Below are 15,120 nucleotides of genomic sequence, written 5' to 3'. Positions count from 1 at the left end.
CCCCAACCCCCCCCCGGTGTTCTTTTCCGCGGGGGCCCCCCCGGTTGGGTGTGTTTGCCCCGGGGGGGGGCGGGGGTGGTTGCCCGGGGCCCCCCCCCGGAACTCACTCGTAGTCGACGGTGAGGTCGGTCGAGTCGGGCACCGCCTGGCAGGTCAGGATGTAGCCGTCGGTGACCTCGTCGTCGGTCAGCGCGTTGTTCTGGCGCATGGTCGCCCGGCCTGCCGTCACCTTGGCGATGCAGGTCGCGCAGTTGCCCTGTTCGCAGGAGAACGGCGGGGTGAGGCCACCGCGACGCGCGCTTTCCAGCAGCGTCTCCCCGTTGTTACGCGGCACCGATCGCTTCTTGCCGTTCAGTATCACCGTGACAGTGCCACCCGAATCATCTGCTGCCGCAGCGCCTTCCGTCGAGGGTGGGGCACTTTCGGCGACGGGTGTGCCGAATCGTTCGCTGAACACCGCGCCCGGTCCGGGGAGCGCTCGCTCCACCAGGTCCATGAACGCCTCGGGCCCGCAGATGTAGTGGTCACCGGGCGCGTCGGCACCGACGAAGGCGCGCACGGCCGCCGCGTCGAGGAATCCGCGCTCGCTGTCGAGGTGGCGGACCACCTCGAGGCGGTCCGGATAGCGGGCGACCAGCTCGGCCAGCGCGTCCTCGAACAGCATCGATGCCCGGTCGCGGTCCGCGCACAGGAGCCGGACCCGGCGGGTGGTGCTCGCCAGTGCCGCCTTGGTGAGCGACAGGATCGGGGTGATGCCGCTGCCGCCGCTGAAGCCGAGCAGCGCAAGCTCGGTGTCGCGCAGGCAGAACCGGCCCGCGGCCTTGGACAGTTCCACCTCGTCGCCCTCGGAGACGGTGTCGAGCAGCCAGTTCGACACCGCCCCGCCGGGTACGCGTTTGACCGTGGTCATCAGCTCGGTATCGGTCTCCGGCGCGCTGGACATCGAGTACGAGCGGAACAGTTCGGTGCCGTCCACGGTGACCCGGAACGTGCAGAACTGCCCTGCCCGGTAACTCAGCGGGCCGTCGTGCGGGGCGAGCACGAAGGTGCGTGCGTCCGGGCTCTCGGCCACCACCCGGGTCACGGTCGCTCGCAGATATGAAGAGAGTGTCGCCATGGACCGCATCCTCCTGGTATGAACATTCTATCGAAATGAGAATAGTATTCTCTCTCATGAGACGGGAACCTTCCAAGATGGCCGATACCGTGCCGAGCGCACTCGTATTCGAGGATCGGGCCTACACCGCGAACGAACTCGACGTCCTCGCGGCCGGGCTCGCCGGGGAGCTCACCGCAAGGGGCGTCCGGCCGGGGGGCCGGGTGGCGCTCATGTCGTCGAATCGGCCCGAGTTCGTCGTCGCGGTGCTGGCCGTGTGGCGGATCGGTGCCTGCGTCGTCCTGATCAGCCCGGCCTGGAAACACGACGAAGTCGCGCATGCCGTCGCGCTCACCGCGCCGGTCGCCGCGCTCGGCGACAGTCCCGTGCTCGGTGCACTGCTGCCGATGCGGCACCTGGACGACCCCATCGTCGCGTCGGAAGGCGTTGCGTCCGAGCCCGATCCGGCCGCGGACGCGGTGCTGGTGTTCAGCTCCGGTACCACCGGAATGCCGAAAGCCGTGCGGCACACGCACGGTTCGCTCGCGGTGGCGGTGCGGCAGTGGACCGAGGTGCTCGGGCTGACCGGCGCCGATCGGATCCAGATCGCCACCCCGCCCTCGCACATCCTGGGCCTGCTCAATATCGTCACCGCGCTGCGGGCCGGGGCGTGGATGCGGCTGCACCGGCGCTTCGACCTGAACACCATGCTGTCCTGCATCCAGGACGACCGCATCACCATCGAGATGGCTGTCGCGCCGATCGCGATCGCGCTCGCGGCGCATCCCGATCTCGAAGGCTACGACCTGAGTTCGCTGCGCTACATCATGTGGGGCGCCACCCCGGTGACGGCGAGTATCGCCGAGACGGTGACCGCACGCAGCGGGGTGCCGTGGCTGCCCGCCTACGGTGCCAGCGAACTGCCGGTCATCGCGTGCAATCCACTCGACGGTGCCCGCCTGGATTCGGTCGGCAAGGCCGCGCCGGGCGTCGAGATCCGGGTGGTCGACCTCGACACCGGAAAACCGTTGGCGGCGGGGGACACCGGCGAGATCCAGTGCCGGTCGGCCTCGACGATGGCGGGCTACCTGCCCGCCGAGGCGACCGCGGACGCGTTCGACGGCCCGTGGTACCGCACCGGTGATGTCGGCCATGTCGATGCCGACGGCTGGATCCGGATCACCGACCGGGCCAAGGAGATGATCAAGGTCCGTGGCTTCCAGGTCGCGCCCGCCGAGATCGAGGCGGTGCTGCACGCCCACCCCTTGGTCAGCGACTGCGCCGTGTTCGGCACGCCCGACCCGCGCGACGGGGAGGCCGTGGTGGCCGCGGTCGCCGTGCTCGACACCGTCGCCGCCGACGAGCTCATCGCGCTGGTCGGTGACCGCCTGGCCTCCTACAAGCGGCCCCGGCGTGTCGTTTTCGTACCCGAGATCCCGCGCCTGCCCTCGGGCAAGGTGCTCCGCCGAGTCCTCGAGGAGCGTCATGGACGTCCGACTGACCAGTGAGCAGCGTCAGCTGCGCGATGCCGCGGCCCGGCTGGCCGACGAGCTCGGGCCCGGCTCGGTCGCCGAGCTCGACGACGTCAACCGGCGGCAGCGGCTGGAGAAGGCGGTCGATGCCGCCGGGTGGCGCAGTCTGCGCTCCGACGGCGCCTCCGGTGTCGAAGTCGCCTTGGTCGCCGAGGAATTCGCGCGGGGACTGGTGGATGTGGCGTTCCTGGGGCCCGTCCTGGCCGACGACCTGCACCGTGCGGCCGAAGGCCGGTGGACGATCGGTGCCGACGGACGCGCCGTCGACGCCGACGGACGCGACCGGGTGCTGCTGCTCGACGACCGGCGGCTGTGCGCCGCCGCAGTGGGCGCCCGCCTACCCGGCGCGGATCTCACCCGGCGCAGCGCCGAAATCGGCACGGCGACAGAACTACTCGGTGAGCTGTCGCCCGAACAGCTGACGCGGTGGCAGGCACTGGCCGTCACCACGACGACCGCCGATCTGCTCGGCGCTGCCCGCGGAACCCACCGGCTGGCCGTGGAATACGCCAAGGTCCGCACGCAGTACGGCTACCCCATCGGCACCTATCAGGCGGTGGCACATCTGCTCGCCGAGAGCCTGGCACTGATCGAGGGGTCGATCAGCGTGCTGCGCTACGCCGCCTGGTCGGTCGACGAACTGCCGCCCGCCGAGGCCTTGCGCGCGGCCCGGATCGCCAAGGTCTACACCGCGCGTGCCGCCCGCACCGTGTGCGAGACCTCGATCCAGGTGCACGGCGGCATCGGCAATACCTGGGAGTGCCTGGCACACGTCTATCTGCGCCGGGTGCTGACCTCGACCGAACTGTTCGCAACCCGTCTGGAGGACATCGACCGTGGACTATCGTGATTCGCCCGACGAAGCCGCCTTCCGTGCGCGCCTGCGCGAGTGGCTGGCAGGCACGGCCGCGTCCTTTCCCGCGTCCGGCGACGAGTACTGGGCGCGCGCGGGGGACTGGCATCGGGCTCTGTACGGCGCCGGCTTCTTCGGCCTGTCCTGGCCGAAGGAATTCGGCGGCCACGCGCTGGCCCCGGTCTACGACGTCATCCTCGACGAGGAACTGACCAGAGCAGGCGCACCGGCCCGCCCGAGCCTCGGTTACCTGGTGCACGGGCTGGGCAGACACGCGAGTTCGGCACTGCAGCAACGGTTCCTGCCCGGCATGATCGACGGCTCGCAGCGCTGGTGTCAGGGCTTCAGCGAACCGGACGCGGGCTCGGATCTCGCCTCGCTGCGCACCACGGCCACCCGAGAGGGCGACGAGTACGTCCTGCACGGGCACAAGATCTGGACCAGCTACTCCGATGTCGCCGACTGGTGCCTGCTGCTGGCCCGCACCGACCCGGATGCCTCACGGCACAAAGGCATCTCGGGATTCATCGTCTCGATGCACCAGCCCGGGATCGAGCAGCGGCCGCTACAGATGATCAGCGGCGTCACCCGCGAGTTCGGGCAGGTGCGCTTCGACGGTGCCCGGGTACCCGCCGACCGGATGGTCGGCGCGCCCGGCGACGGGTGGAAGCTCGCGATGACGGTGGTCGGGCACGAACGCGAACCCGCCACCCTGGGCTTCGCGGCCCGCTACGCCAAGACGGTCCGGCAGCTCGAATCCCGGGTGACCGGGCGGGTGCCCGACGAACTCGCCTGGGCCGCAGTCGAATCGGAGATGCTGCGGTTGCATGTGCGGCGCAGGCTCTCCGAGCAGCTCGACGGGCTCGTCCACGGCCCGGACGGTTCCCTGGACAAGCTGCTGATGACCTGGGTGGAGCAGTCCGTCGGCCACGCGGCACTTGCCGTGGCGGGCACCGGTGACGAGGAGATGTTCGGCAGCTACCTCTACAGCCGTGCACAGAGCGTCATGGGCGGCACCTCGCAGATCCAGAAGAACATCATCGCCACGCGAATTCTCGACCTAGGAGCCTGACATGTACGACCTACCCCCCGAGATCAGCGTCGAGGCCGACGGCCCGCTGCGGATCATCACCCTCAACCGGCCCGATGCGCTCAATGCCGTCGACGACGCGCTGCACTCCGGTCTGGCCGCCCTGTGGCCGCGGCTCTCGGCAGACCGTTCGGCCAGGGCCGCGGTGCTCACCGGCGCGGGCAAGGCGTTCTCCGCCGGTGGCGATTTCGCCTATCTGGCCGAACTGTCCCGCGACGTCGACCTGCGGGCGAAGACCATCGCGCACGGCCGCGAGATCGTGCTGGGCATGGCGCGGTGCCGGGTGCCGGTGATCGCCGCGGTGAACGGTCCGGCGGTCGGGCTCGGCTGCAGCCTGGTGGCGCTGAGCGATGTCGCCTACATCGCCGAGGACGCCTACCTGAAGGACCCGCACGTGCAGGTCGGCCTGGTGGCCGCCGACGGCGGCCCGCTCACCTGGCCGCTGCACACCAGCCTGCTGCTGGCCAAGGAGTACGCCCTGACCGGCGCGAAGATCCCGGCCGCGCGAGCGCGCGAGATGGGCCTGGTCAACCACGTGGTGGCCGACCCGCTGACAGAGGCGATGGCCTGTGCCAAGCGACTGCTCGAGTTGCCCCAGCAGGCCGTGGAGAGCACCAAGCGGCTGCTGAATCTGCATCTCGAGCGTGCCGTGCTGGCCACCCTCGACTACGCGACCACCGCGGAGGACCTCTCGTTCCAGACCGAGGACTTCCGCGCCGTGATCACCCGCCTCACCGCCGGGAAATAGGTTCGGCACACACCGAAGGGGCCGGAGCGATCCGGCCCCTTCCGGCTGTGCGAGTGCTATCGCGGCGGGAAGCGCAGCGCACCGTCGAGCCGGATGACTTCGCCGTTGAGATAATCGTTCTCGACGATGGCGGTGGCCAGCTTGGCGTACTCGTCGGAGCGCCCCATCCGCTTGGGGAACGGCACCTGCGGACCCCAGTAGTCCTCGAGCTTGTCGGCCGCCTTGCCGTAGGCGGGGGTGTTGACGGTGCCGGGGGCGATGGTGACCACCCGGATACCCAGTGGGGAGAGATCGCGGGCGGCGACCAGCGTCATCGCGGCCACACCGCCCTTGGCCGCGGCGTAGGGCAGTTGCCCGATCTGGCCCTCGAACGCGGCGATGGAAGAGGTGTTCACGATGACGCCACGCGCGCCCTCGTCCAGCGGCTCGGCGGTCGCGATCGCCTCGGCGGACAGGCGAAGCACATTGAACACGGCGGTCAGATAGAACTCGATGGTGGTGCGGAAGCCGTCCAAGGCCAGCGCCGAGCCGTCCTTGCCGACCAGCCTGCCGCCGGTCGCCGGGCCGCCGTGGGTGTCGACCGAGATCCGCAGCGGGCCCAGCGATTGCGCCTCCGCGACCGCCGCGCGCACCGAATCCTCCTGTGTCGCATCGGTATGTATGTAGCGGATGCCGAGCTCGTCGACCAGCTGTTTGCCCTTCTCGTCGGCGACGTCGGCGACAACGACCTTCGCGCCCGCGGCATGCAGCCGCCGCACGGTCGCCTCGCCGAGCCCGCCGGTACCACCCACCACGAGCGCGGAACTTCCACTGATCTGCATAGCGCGACTCCTCCTTGTGAATACCAATCTCTGTGAGAGAGAATAGTGTTCTCAACAGTATCAGTCAGCCCTTTGCGGGCAATCCACCGAGGAGGCCCTCATGCCTGAAGCCGTCATCGTTTCCGCCCTACGGACGCCGATCGGCACCGCACGGAAGGGAACGCTGCGCGACACCACCGCCTTCGATCTCGCCCACCACGTGGTCGGCGCGGTGGCAGCGGAGGTCGACGCCGACCGGATCGATGACGTGATCCTCGGAGAGGGCCGCTACGGCGGCGGCGTCCTCGCCCGGCACGCCGCGGTGACCGCGGGCCTGACGACGGTGCCGGGTCTGGCCCAGAACCGGCACTGCGCCGCGGGAATGGCGGCCGTGCAGTCGGCGGCGGCTAGCATCCGCTCCGGCATGGACGAACTGGTGATCGCCGGTGGCGTGAACAGCGACTCGACCGCGCCGCGCGCGCGATTCAAGGTCGGTGCCGACGAGTGGATCGACCCGTGGGTCTCGCCGAGTCATCCCGACCGCCCCGACGCCCCCGCCCTCGACATGTCGATCACGGTCGGCTGGAACACCGCGGTGCGGGCCGGGCTCACCCGGGAAGACATGGACCAGTGGGCATTCCGCTCGCACCGCAACGCGATCAGCGCCATCGACGCGGGACTGTTCAAGGACGAGATCCTCGCCGTGCAGACCCCGCACGGGCTCTTCGACGTCGACGAGCACCCGCGCCGCGACACCAGTCTGGAGCGGCTGGCCTCGCTGAAGGTGCTGCACCCCGAGATCGACGGCTTCTCGATCACCGCGGGCAATGCCTCCGGCGCCAACGACGGCGCGGCCGCACTGGCCATCGCCTCGGATCGGCTGGGATTGCCCGCGCTGGGCTACATCCGGGGCTGGGCCTCGGTCGGCGTCGACCCGGCCGACACCGGACTCGCGCCGATCGAGGCGATCACCAAGGCCGCCCGGCGGGCCGGGATCTCGCTGGGATCGGTGCGGCTGATCGAGATCAACGAGGCGTTCACCGCAGTGCCGCTCGCGGCGATCCGGGCGCTCGATCTGAACCCGGAGATCGTGAACTACAGCGGCAGCGGCTGCTCGCTCGGGCATCCGGTGGCGGCGACCGGCGCGCGGATGATCGTCACCATGGTCCACGAACTGCGCCGTCGCGGTGGCGGATTCGGCATCGCGGCACTGTGCGCGGGCGGCGGGATGGGCTCGGCGACGGTGATCGAGGTGCCCGCGGGCTGAGTGGTCCCGACAGAGGGAGAACCGGCAGGTCGGTGGTTACCGACCGGCCGGTTCTCGTGATCGTTCGACGTCCTCCCCGGCGAGATCGCCTCGGGTGGACGGTGTTCAGGCGCGGGCGAAGCCGTGGGCGCAGAAGTTCCAGACCTCGGTGGCGGTGATGGGGTGCTGGGTCTCCTCGTCGACCGCGCCGGTGGACTGCGCGGTGAACATGACCGTCTGCATCACCATGGCCGCGGTCCGGCGGGTGTTCATATCGGCGGTGATCTCGCCCGCCTCCTTGGCTTGGTCCATCAGCTCGGTGAACAGCGCCAGTACCGGTGCGTGCGCGACCTTGACGTGCCCGGGATGCGACACCAGCAGTTGCGGTGCGAAATCGGTGAACAGCGGGCGCTGGGCGGCGGGATCCGGGCGGCACAGCTCGAACAGCAATTCGACGGTGACCTGGAGCTTGTCCATCGGATCGGTCTGCCCGTCCGCGGCCGCCCGCAGCTGTTCGGAGGTACGCGCGAGCGCGTCCTCGAACAGGGCGAGCAGCAGTTCGTGCTTGCCGTCGAACTGCAGGTAGAAGCTACGCAGCGACTGGCGGGAGCGGTCGACGACCTCCTGCACGGTGAAGTCGGTACTGCCCTTCTCCGTGATGATGGCCTGGGCGGCGTCGAGGAATCGCTGTACCCGCTCCTCGGCGCGCAGCGTCGCGGTGCGTAGCGATCGTTCGACCGCGCGCTGTTTCCACGCCGGCTTCTCGCTCGGGCTGGTCACGGGCACCTCGATCCCCGGTCATGCGAAGAGAACATGAATGCACTGTACCGGAGAACCCCGTTTAACTGTGTAGCCATGTGCCGCATTTCGCAACATCGGCGAGACTGTTACTTCCGAGAGTGAGAATGATATTCTCATCCGACCGCCATCAGCCCGGCAAGGAGCATCGATTTGTACATTCGCTACGAAGTCGCCGATCGCATCGCGACGATCACCCTCGACCGGCCGGATGCCGCCAACGCCCAGAACGGTGAGCTGCTCGACGAGCTGGACGCCGCCTGGACGCGTGCCGCCGCCGCCGAGGACGTCGCGGTGATCGTGCTCAGGGCCGAGGGCAAGCATTTCTCGGCCGGCCACGACCTCAAGGACAAGTCCTGGCCCGATCCGAGCACCATCACCCTCGACCGGATCTACGGCCTGGAATCGCGCCGCTACCTGGAGTACTCGCTGCGCTGGCGCAATGTGCCCAAGCCGTCCATCGCGGCCGTGCAGGGCCGGTGTATCGCGGGCGCGCTGCTGCTGTGCTGGCCGTGCGATCTGATCGTCGCCGCCGAGGACGCCCTGTTCTCCGATCCGGTGGTCCTGATGGGCATCGGCGGCGTCGAATACCACGGCCACACCTGGGAACTCGGTGCCCGCAAGGCCAAGGAGATCCTGTTCACCGGGCGCCCGGTGACGGCCGAGGAGGCCCACCAGGTCGGGATGGTGAACGCGGTCGTCCCGCGCGCCGAACTCGACGAACACACCCGGCAGCTGGCCACCAGGATCGCGGGCATGCCCGCGTTCGGTCTGCGGCAGGCCAAGCGCGCGGTCAATCAGACCCTGGATGTGCAGGGCTTCTACGCCGCCATCCAGTCGGTCTTCGACATCCATCAGACGGGGCACGGAAACGCGTTGAGCGTCAACGGATATCCGATCCTGATCGACATGGACGAAATGAAAGCAAACATCAAGTGAGACAAGGAAGTTTCATGCGCACCTCTCTGTTCCGTACCGCCGCGCTCTGTTGCGGGCTCGTTGTCGCCACCGCGCTCACCGGCTGTGGTTCCGACGACGAGACCGCCGCCCCGGCCACCACCTCGGCCGTCGCGACCGTCGCAGCCGCGGGCGCCGCCGATGCGGCGACCACCCAGGCGATCACCAAGGCCTACACGACCTTCTTCAACGGCAAGGCGCCGACGAACGACCGTGTCGCGCTGGTCGAAGGGGGTGAGAACTTCCGATCGATCTTCGACGGCCAGGCTCAGAACCCTCAGGCCCAGGGCACATCCGTCACGGTGAGCGCGGTGAAACTCACCGGCGCCACCACCGCCGACGTCACCTACACCCTCCTGATGGGCGGCAATCCGGTGCTGCCGGATCAGACCGGACAGGCCGTCAAGGACGGCCAGGACTGGAAGGTCGCCAAGGCCACGTTCTGCGCACTACAGGCAATCCAGGGTCAAACTCCAGCGACCTGCTGAACCTGACCTGTCGGCGGCCCGGTCCCGAACCCCGGTACCGGGCCGTGTCGTGTCCGTGAACAGACCTGCGGTGCGGTGCCATCCGGACGTGCGTTCACAGTTGCGCGATACGGACCGCGGTACCCGACCGCCGGATCGTCGCACCGGCCTGCTGCGTGAGTTCCCTTGTGCTGCCGAGCAGTCCGTCGAGGATCAGCACGCGCCGCAGGTGTCGATGCATGGCGTGCTCGGCGGTGAAACCGATACCGCCGAGCACCTGCTGGCAGTGCCGCGCGGCGGTGAGCGCCGCCTGACCTGCGGCAGCCTTGGCCAGCAGCGCCGCGATGACGTGGTTCTCGGTCGATGCCGTCGCGGTGCCGCCGTGCTGGGCATCGGCGACCAGAAGCGCGGCCTCGGCGCCCTCCAGCGCCACGAGTGTTTCGGCCAGGCGGTGCCGGACGGCCTGGAAAGAGGCAAGCGGGCGGCCGAATTGGACGCGCTCGATGGCGTGCGTGCGCGCGAGACCGAGCATGGCGTGCCCGGAACCCAGCAGCCACCAGCCGAGCAGGCGCCTGCCGTCGGCGAGGGCGTGGGCGGGTGGGGGCGAACCTGCCGGCACGGCGTGCACCGGGAGATCGGTGCGGTGGATCGACGAAGCGGGCGTACCCACCGCCGGTGGGCCTGCCTCGTCGCGGTCCCAGCGCACCCACCGTCCACCCGCGAACGGCAGCGTCGCGGCATCGGCTCCGTCCGGGTCGAACACGTCCAGTAGCAGGGGAGCGTGTGCGCCGGTCTCGCCGAGCAGCCGGAAGAACACCGGTCCGGCGAGTTCGGTTGCGGCCGTGAGTATTTCGGGCCAGCCGAGTTCGTTCAGTGCGGTGGCGAGTGCGGCGCCGGTGTGGTCGGTCATCGTCCGGCGCACCGAGGTGGTGAGCAGGGACCGTTCGGTGGCGTCGAGGCCGGAGTCCGCGGTCATGCTCCTTCCTTTCCGAGATCGAGGAGTCGGCGGGCGATGATGTTGCGCTGGATCTCGGCGGTGCCGCCGTAGATCGTGGCCGCCCGGGAGTACAGGAATTCGGTGCGCCACGGTCCGTCGTCGAGTTCGACGGCGCCCGGCAGCAGGTCGCGGGCCAGGTCGAAGAGCTGCTGTTCGGCGCCGGCGAGCAAGACCTTGTCGACGGAGGTCTCCGGGCCGAGCCGGGTGCCTTCGGCGAGCCGGTGCTGGGTGCCCAGCGAACGGCAGCGCACGGTGTGCAGGGCCAGGTAGGCGGCGCCGAGGACCCGGTCGTCATCGGCGTGGTGATCAGCCTGTGCGAGCAGGTTCTCCAGTCGAGTGAACAGGTACGCGATCCGGTGCCAGAAGCAGGTGGAGCGTTCGTAGGGCAGCAGATCCATGGCGATCCGCCATCCGTCACCCGGCGCGCCGAGCAGACGATCGCCGGGCACCACCACGTCGTCGAAGAACACCTCGGCGAATTCGTCCACCCCGTGCATCGTCTGGAGTGGCCGCACGGTGATTCCCGGTGTGTCCATGTCGACGAAGAACGCGGTGATGCCGTCATGGCCCGGCCCGGTCCGGGTGAGCAGTACGCAGCGAGCCGCATACTGCGCCAGACTGGTCCACACCTTCTGCCCGGAGATCACCCAGTCCCCGCCGCGCGGTGTCGCCGTGGTGCTGAGCGAGGCGAGGTCGCTGCCCGAGCCCGGCTCGGAGAACCCCTGGCACCATTGCTCGCGGCCCGAGAGCAGCAGTGGCACCATCCGCGCGGCCAGCGCGGGCGGCGCGTAGGAGATCATCGTCGGCGCCAGGACCTCGATCATCGACCAGATGCCCGGCTCGGCCAGGTCACGAGTCGCGACCTCCTCGCCGAGCACGGCGCGCAACGCGGCTGGCCCGCCGAGACCACCGATCCCGGCGGGCCAGCCGTAGCGCATCCAGTCCGCGTCGAACAGCGCACGGCGCACCCGCAACAGCTGCGCCACCTGGCCGTCGAGGGATTCGTCGGGTGCCTGCGTCAGATCGTTGGCGTCGAGCCACCCGCGCAGACCGTCCCGGAAAACGGAGATCTCGTGCAGGGCAGGCACGTCCGGGCCGGTGCGCACTGTCATGCCTTGGAACGCTCGAAGGCGTGCGGGATACCGGAGTCGTGGTCGCCGTTGCGGCGGATGAAGGTCATCCGCCGGGTCCGCAGCCGCCACCCGTCGTCGGTGCGCACGAGCGTGTCGGTGTAGTAGCCGATCCGCAGGTCGTGGGTGCTGTGGTCGACGAAGCACAGCGGCTGTGTGCCGGTGGCGCTGTCACCGTCGATCTCCAATGCCGGTATCCCGGTGAGGAACAGCCCTTTCGGCGCGGCGGCGACGAGTTCGGGGAACAGGTCGAGGGTGTAGGTGTCGCCGAACGCGCTGTAGGTGCCGTCGGGGGTGAACACCGCAACCACTCCGTCGATGTCGGCCTGGGTGATGGTCACCGCGTAGCGGGCGAGCACCTGCTGGATCTCGAGCAGGTCGTCACTTCTGGACATGAATTCTTCCGCCTTTCATCACGAATCGCACGTCCCTGGTGCAGGTGATGTCCACCAGGGGATCACCGGGAACCGCGATGACATCGGCCAGCAGCCCGGGGGCCAGCCGTCCACGATCGGAGACACCGATCAGCTCGGCGGCCCGCACGGTGGCCGCACGCAACACGTCGATCGGGGTCATCCCGCGTTCGACCAGGGCGACGAGCTCGTCGGCGTTGCGGCCGTGTGGAATCGCGGGCGCGTCGGTGCCGACGGCGATCCGGACGCCGGCTTTGTAGGCGGCCAGCACCGAGGTGCGGGCCTTGGGGAACATCTCGGCGGCCTTGGCCTGCAACGCCGGATCGGCCTTCGAGACGTCCATCGCGTCGGCCAGCCTGGTGGTGGGTACCAGCCAGGTGCCGTGCTCGACCATCAGCGCGATCGCCTCGTCATCGATGAGGAAGCCGTGTTCGATGCAGTCGATCCCGGCGGCCACCGCGTGCTTGACCGCTTCGGCGCCGTGCGTGTGCGCGGCCACCCGCAGCCCACGACGATGGGCCTCGTCCACGATCGCGCGCAGTTCCTCGTCCGAATAGTGCTGTGCCCCTGGTGCTCCGGTGAGCGACATGACGCCACCGGAGACGCAGATCTTGATCAGCTGCGCGCCGTGCTTGATCTGGTATCGCACCGCCTTGCGTACCTCGTCGACGCCGTTGGCGATGCCCTCCTCGATCGTCAGGTGCAGCACGTCCGGGGCGAAGGCGGCGAACATGGTCGGGTCGAGGTGCCCGCCGGTCGGGGTGATCGCATGGCCCGCGGGCACGATGCGTGGGCCCTCGATCCAGCCCGCGTCGATCGCCTTGCCCAGCGCGACGTCGAGCAGGTAACCGCCGGTCTTGACGAACAGGCCGAGGTTGCGGACGGTGGTGAAACCGGCCCGCAGCGTGCGGCGCGCATTGCCCACCGCGCGCAACACCCGCAGGGCCGGATCGTCGGTGACGCTGGAAGCGAGCCCGGTCTCGCCGCGTCCGCCCATCAGCAGGTTGACTTCCATGTCCATCAGTCCGGGCAGCAGGACGAGGTCGCCGAGATCGACGACCTCGCCGTCCTCGGTGCCGCCGACACCGACGATCCGATCATCCTCGATCCGCAGGAGGCCGGGCCGCACTATCGTGCCGGTGTCGATATCGAGCAGCCCGGCGGCCTTCAGTGTCAGCGTCGCCATGGGTCAGACCAGGGGCTCGTGGACGATATCGAGATAGGCCGCGCCGGAGTCCGGCACCCGGGGCTGCTTCCAGCACTCGATCGGGAACGACACCATCACCACCGACTGCAGCAGGTTGAACAGGTTACGCACCTCGTCGGGCAGATCGTTGATGTCGTACTTGTCGCAGTAGTCCAGCGCGGCGTCGAGTCGTTGCATCCCGGCGTCGTAGAGCTCCTGCATCTGCGCCATCGAGGAGGCCAGGCGCTTGGTGTAGCGCTCGGGTTCGGTCGGCAGGATCCAGTCGGAGAACCGCGCGAGATCGGCGAACTCGGTGGGCAGTTGCTGCTCGGTCACGGTCGCGGCCTCACTTGTCGGCGTTGTCATTGCGGTATTCCTTCACGATGCGCTGGACGGTGGTGTGCAGGTGACGCAGCAGGACTTCCTGGTCGTTGAGCGGGAAGTCGCTGATCTCGCGGGTGGCGATCATGGTCTGGGTGGCCTCGAGGGTGTTCGCGTCCTGCAGCGCGTACTCCTTGAAGGTCACCGCGGCCAGCTCCTGGGCCAGCCGCTCGCGCGCGGTCTTGGCGGGCACGAAGTAGAGGTTGGCCTCGAAGATGTGCTTGTTCACCGCAGTCGGCCAGTAGTGATAGGTGAGGTACCAGCCCGGCGCCCAGAACAGCAACGACATGTTCGGGAAGATCTCGAATTCGTCGATGCCCCAGGCGCGATGGCGGGCCGGGTTGATGCCCTCCGGCAGCGGGTCGAGGCCCTCGATATCGGGCCGATCCCACGGCCCGAACAGCCCGCTGCGCAGTGCGCGCTCGATCGGCTTGACCATGTTCGGGTCCTTGGGCGGAGCCATGCCACCCCAGGACGACACCATCGAGTGGGGCGCCTCGATCTCGTAGTGCAGCGCCTCGAAACCGCTGGTGACCAGCTTGTCGGCCTCGTCCTGGACCGCCTGCTTCTGATGCAGGATCGGTGCGTGGTAGAACTCGGCGAAGGCGTCGATGAACAGCTTCCAGTTGCTGCCGATCTCGGCCTTGTAGCTGTAGACCTCGGTCATCTCGTGGAACGGGTAGCCCCCGAGACTCTTGATCATCGGGCCGAGGTAGTCGATCAGCGGCTTGGCGTTCGGGTCGAGGTTGATGAAGATGAACCCCTCCCACACCTCGCAGCGGATCGTCTTGAGGCCGTACTTGCTCTTGTCCAGGTCGAAGAACTCCTTCTCCTGCTGGACGAAGTTCAGGTCACCGTTGAGGTCGTAGCGCCACGCGTGGTACTTGCAGGTGAACTGCCTGCACGAGCCGGCGGTCTCCTCGTTGGGGTAGTCGTCCCACACCAGCTTGTTGCCGCGGTGGCGGCAGATGTTGTGGAAGGCGTGGATCTGGCCGTCGCGGTCCTTGTTGATCACGACCGACGAGCCGACGCAGGGCAGCTCTTTGGTGAAGTAACTGCCGATCCGGGGCAGCCGCTCCACCCTGCCGACGTTCAGCCACGTCCTGCGGAAGATCGCCTGGCGCTCGTCCTCGTAGAAGGCGGGGTCGATGGAGTCGGTGTAGTCCACCGGACCGGTGCCCAGCTCGGGATAGTTCTGTGTCCAGCTCCCCGCCGCTGGTTTGGTGAAGTGTGCCAATGGACTCCCTCTCGTGAGAATGCGATTCTCCAAAACTGACTACTAGATTTCCATGCAGGTCGAGCGCTGTCAAACGCGGCTTCGGCCGCCCGGTGTCAGTGCTGGGCGAGCGGCCTCAGTCGACCTGGAAGATTCATACTCTCCGGAAACTCGATATTGATTATCCGATTCTGAGAAGATAGTTTCCGT

General features: G+C 68.5%; 16 protein-coding genes. 7 read left to right on the top strand and 9 right to left on the bottom strand.

The genetic code is table 11. From position 1 onward, the window contains the following. Positions 1–103: 103 nt before the first annotated feature. On the bottom strand, positions 104–1,117 hold the full coding sequence (locus ACFWPX_RS17730) for a 2Fe-2S iron-sulfur cluster-binding protein (RefSeq protein WP_378928300.1): 1,014 nt from the start codon (positions 1,115–1,117) through the stop codon (positions 104–106). Positions 1,118–1,173: 56 nt separating this feature from the next. Here ACFWPX_RS17730 and ACFWPX_RS17725 point away from each other — a divergent pair, with 56 nt between their 5' ends. Genes ACFWPX_RS17725 through ACFWPX_RS17710 form a run of 4 tightly spaced genes read left to right on the top strand, consistent with a single transcriptional unit; the run spans position 1,174 to position 5,319 of the window. Further along, positions 1,174–2,604 (top strand): class I adenylate-forming enzyme family protein, encoded by a 1,431-nt coding sequence (locus ACFWPX_RS17725; protein WP_378928299.1) that lies wholly within the window; start codon positions 1,174–1,176, stop codon positions 2,602–2,604. Beyond that, the gene (locus ACFWPX_RS17720) at positions 2,582–3,478 is read left to right on the top strand and encodes an acyl-CoA dehydrogenase family protein (protein ID WP_378928298.1); all 897 of its coding nucleotides are present in this window, start codon (positions 2,582–2,584) and stop codon (positions 3,476–3,478) included. The genes ACFWPX_RS17725 and ACFWPX_RS17720 overlap by 23 nt, the downstream gene beginning before the upstream one ends. Next, positions 3,465–4,553, top strand: a complete 1,089-nt coding sequence (locus tag ACFWPX_RS17715; protein WP_378928297.1) for an acyl-CoA dehydrogenase family protein — start codon at positions 3,465–3,467, stop codon at positions 4,551–4,553. The genes ACFWPX_RS17720 and ACFWPX_RS17715 overlap by 14 nt, the downstream gene beginning before the upstream one ends. Position 4,554: 1 nt before the next feature. Further along, positions 4,555–5,319: an enoyl-CoA hydratase/isomerase family protein gene (locus ACFWPX_RS17710; RefSeq protein WP_378928296.1), complete on the top strand. Its 765-nt coding sequence runs from the start codon at positions 4,555–4,557 to the stop codon at positions 5,317–5,319. 56 nt (positions 5,320–5,375) lie between these two features. Here the strand turns inward: ACFWPX_RS17710 and ACFWPX_RS17705 are convergent, their stop codons facing one another. After that, the gene (locus ACFWPX_RS17705; RefSeq protein ID WP_378928295.1) at positions 5,376–6,140 is read right to left on the bottom strand and encodes an SDR family NAD(P)-dependent oxidoreductase; all 765 of its coding nucleotides are present in this window, start codon (positions 6,138–6,140) and stop codon (positions 5,376–5,378) included. A 100-nt stretch (positions 6,141–6,240) separates the two neighbouring features. On the opposite strand from ACFWPX_RS17705, the gene ACFWPX_RS17700 reads away from it, so the two are divergent. After that, positions 6,241–7,386 carry a thiolase family protein gene (locus ACFWPX_RS17700; protein WP_378928294.1) on the top strand — a complete coding sequence of 382 codons (1,146 nt, stop codon included), beginning with the start codon at positions 6,241–6,243 and terminating at the stop codon, positions 7,384–7,386. A gap of 105 nt (positions 7,387–7,491) precedes the next feature. Here the strand turns inward: ACFWPX_RS17700 and ACFWPX_RS17695 are convergent, their stop codons facing one another. Beyond that, entirely contained in the window at positions 7,492–8,157 is a 666-nt protein-coding gene (locus ACFWPX_RS17695; RefSeq protein ID WP_378928466.1) for a TetR/AcrR family transcriptional regulator, read from the bottom strand. A 159-nt stretch (positions 8,158–8,316) separates the two neighbouring features. On the opposite strand from ACFWPX_RS17695, the gene ACFWPX_RS17690 reads away from it, so the two are divergent. Both ACFWPX_RS17690 and ACFWPX_RS17685 read left to right on the top strand, forming a co-directional pair. Further along, entirely contained in the window at positions 8,317–9,102 is a 786-nt protein-coding gene (locus ACFWPX_RS17690; RefSeq protein ID WP_378928293.1) for an enoyl-CoA hydratase, read from the top strand. 14 nt (positions 9,103–9,116) lie between these two features. After that, positions 9,117–9,608 (top strand): hypothetical protein, encoded by a 492-nt coding sequence (locus tag ACFWPX_RS17685; protein ID WP_378928291.1) that lies wholly within the window; start codon positions 9,117–9,119, stop codon positions 9,606–9,608. A 94-nt stretch (positions 9,609–9,702) separates the two neighbouring features. On the opposite strand, the gene ACFWPX_RS17680 is transcribed toward ACFWPX_RS17685, so the two are convergent. From ACFWPX_RS17680 to ACFWPX_RS17655, 6 genes are read right to left on the bottom strand one after another with little or no spacing between them, the layout of a single operon-like run. Continuing rightward, a complete protein-coding gene (locus tag ACFWPX_RS17680; protein ID WP_378928290.1) occupies positions 9,703–10,563 on the bottom strand; it encodes an acyl-CoA dehydrogenase family protein in 861 nt (286 codons plus the stop codon). Further along, positions 10,560–11,696: an acyl-CoA dehydrogenase family protein gene (locus tag ACFWPX_RS17675; RefSeq protein ID WP_378928289.1), complete on the bottom strand. Its 1,137-nt coding sequence runs from the start codon at positions 11,694–11,696 to the stop codon at positions 10,560–10,562. Before ACFWPX_RS17675 ends, ACFWPX_RS17680 begins: the two co-directional genes overlap by 4 nt. Further along, positions 11,693–12,109 (bottom strand): nuclear transport factor 2 family protein, encoded by a 417-nt coding sequence (locus ACFWPX_RS17670; protein ID WP_378928288.1) that lies wholly within the window; start codon positions 12,107–12,109, stop codon positions 11,693–11,695. Before ACFWPX_RS17670 ends, ACFWPX_RS17675 begins: the two co-directional genes overlap by 4 nt. Next, positions 12,096–13,313: an amidohydrolase family protein gene (locus tag ACFWPX_RS17665; RefSeq protein ID WP_378928287.1), complete on the bottom strand. Its 1,218-nt coding sequence runs from the start codon at positions 13,311–13,313 to the stop codon at positions 12,096–12,098. Before ACFWPX_RS17665 ends, ACFWPX_RS17670 begins: the two co-directional genes overlap by 14 nt. A gap of 3 nt (positions 13,314–13,316) precedes the next feature. Further along, on the bottom strand, positions 13,317–13,679 hold the full coding sequence (locus tag ACFWPX_RS17660) for a hypothetical protein (protein WP_378928286.1): 363 nt from the start codon (positions 13,677–13,679) through the stop codon (positions 13,317–13,319). After that, positions 13,660–14,931, bottom strand: coding sequence for an aromatic ring-hydroxylating dioxygenase subunit alpha (locus ACFWPX_RS17655; protein WP_378928285.1), 1,272 nt, complete (start codon positions 14,929–14,931; stop codon positions 13,660–13,662). Before ACFWPX_RS17655 ends, ACFWPX_RS17660 begins: the two co-directional genes overlap by 20 nt. Between the last annotated feature and the right edge of the window lie 189 nt (positions 14,932–15,120).

The organism is Nocardia sp. NPDC058518, assembly GCF_042719655.1.
Lineage (GTDB): Bacteria > Actinomycetota > Actinomycetes > Mycobacteriales > Mycobacteriaceae > Nocardia.
The sequence above is the reverse complement of the archived record's forward strand: the minus strand, read 5'-3'. Positions and strand labels throughout refer to the sequence as shown.

What these genes read in the sequence shown, in the direction of transcription:
- ACFWPX_RS17730 (WP_378928300.1), bottom strand. Translation starts at nt 1,117, where the DNA reads ATGGCGACACTCTCTTCATATCTGCGAGCGACCGTGACCCGGGTGGTG.
- ACFWPX_RS17725 (WP_378928299.1), top strand. Translation starts at nt 1,174, where the DNA reads ATGAGACGGGAACCTTCCAAGATGGCCGATACCGTGCCGAGCGCACTC.
- ACFWPX_RS17720 (WP_378928298.1), top strand. Translation starts at nt 2,582, where the DNA reads ATGGACGTCCGACTGACCAGTGAGCAGCGTCAGCTGCGCGATGCCGCG.
- ACFWPX_RS17710 (WP_378928296.1), top strand. Translation starts at nt 4,555, where the DNA reads ATGTACGACCTACCCCCCGAGATCAGCGTCGAGGCCGACGGCCCGCTG.
- ACFWPX_RS17705 (WP_378928295.1), bottom strand. Translation starts at nt 6,140, where the DNA reads ATGCAGATCAGTGGAAGTTCCGCGCTCGTGGTGGGTGGTACCGGCGGG.
- ACFWPX_RS17700 (WP_378928294.1), top strand. Translation starts at nt 6,241, where the DNA reads ATGCCTGAAGCCGTCATCGTTTCCGCCCTACGGACGCCGATCGGCACC.
- ACFWPX_RS17685 (WP_378928291.1), top strand. Translation starts at nt 9,117, where the DNA reads ATGCGCACCTCTCTGTTCCGTACCGCCGCGCTCTGTTGCGGGCTCGTT.
- ACFWPX_RS17680 (WP_378928290.1), bottom strand. Translation starts at nt 10,563, where the DNA reads ATGACCGCGGACTCCGGCCTCGACGCCACCGAACGGTCCCTGCTCACC.
- ACFWPX_RS17675 (WP_378928289.1), bottom strand. Translation starts at nt 11,696, where the DNA reads ATGACAGTGCGCACCGGCCCGGACGTGCCTGCCCTGCACGAGATCTCC.
- ACFWPX_RS17670 (WP_378928288.1), bottom strand. Translation starts at nt 12,109, where the DNA reads ATGTCCAGAAGTGACGACCTGCTCGAGATCCAGCAGGTGCTCGCCCGC.
- ACFWPX_RS17665 (WP_378928287.1), bottom strand. Translation starts at nt 13,313, where the DNA reads ATGGCGACGCTGACACTGAAGGCCGCCGGGCTGCTCGATATCGACACC.
- ACFWPX_RS17660 (WP_378928286.1), bottom strand. Translation starts at nt 13,679, where the DNA reads ATGACAACGCCGACAAGTGAGGCCGCGACCGTGACCGAGCAGCAACTG.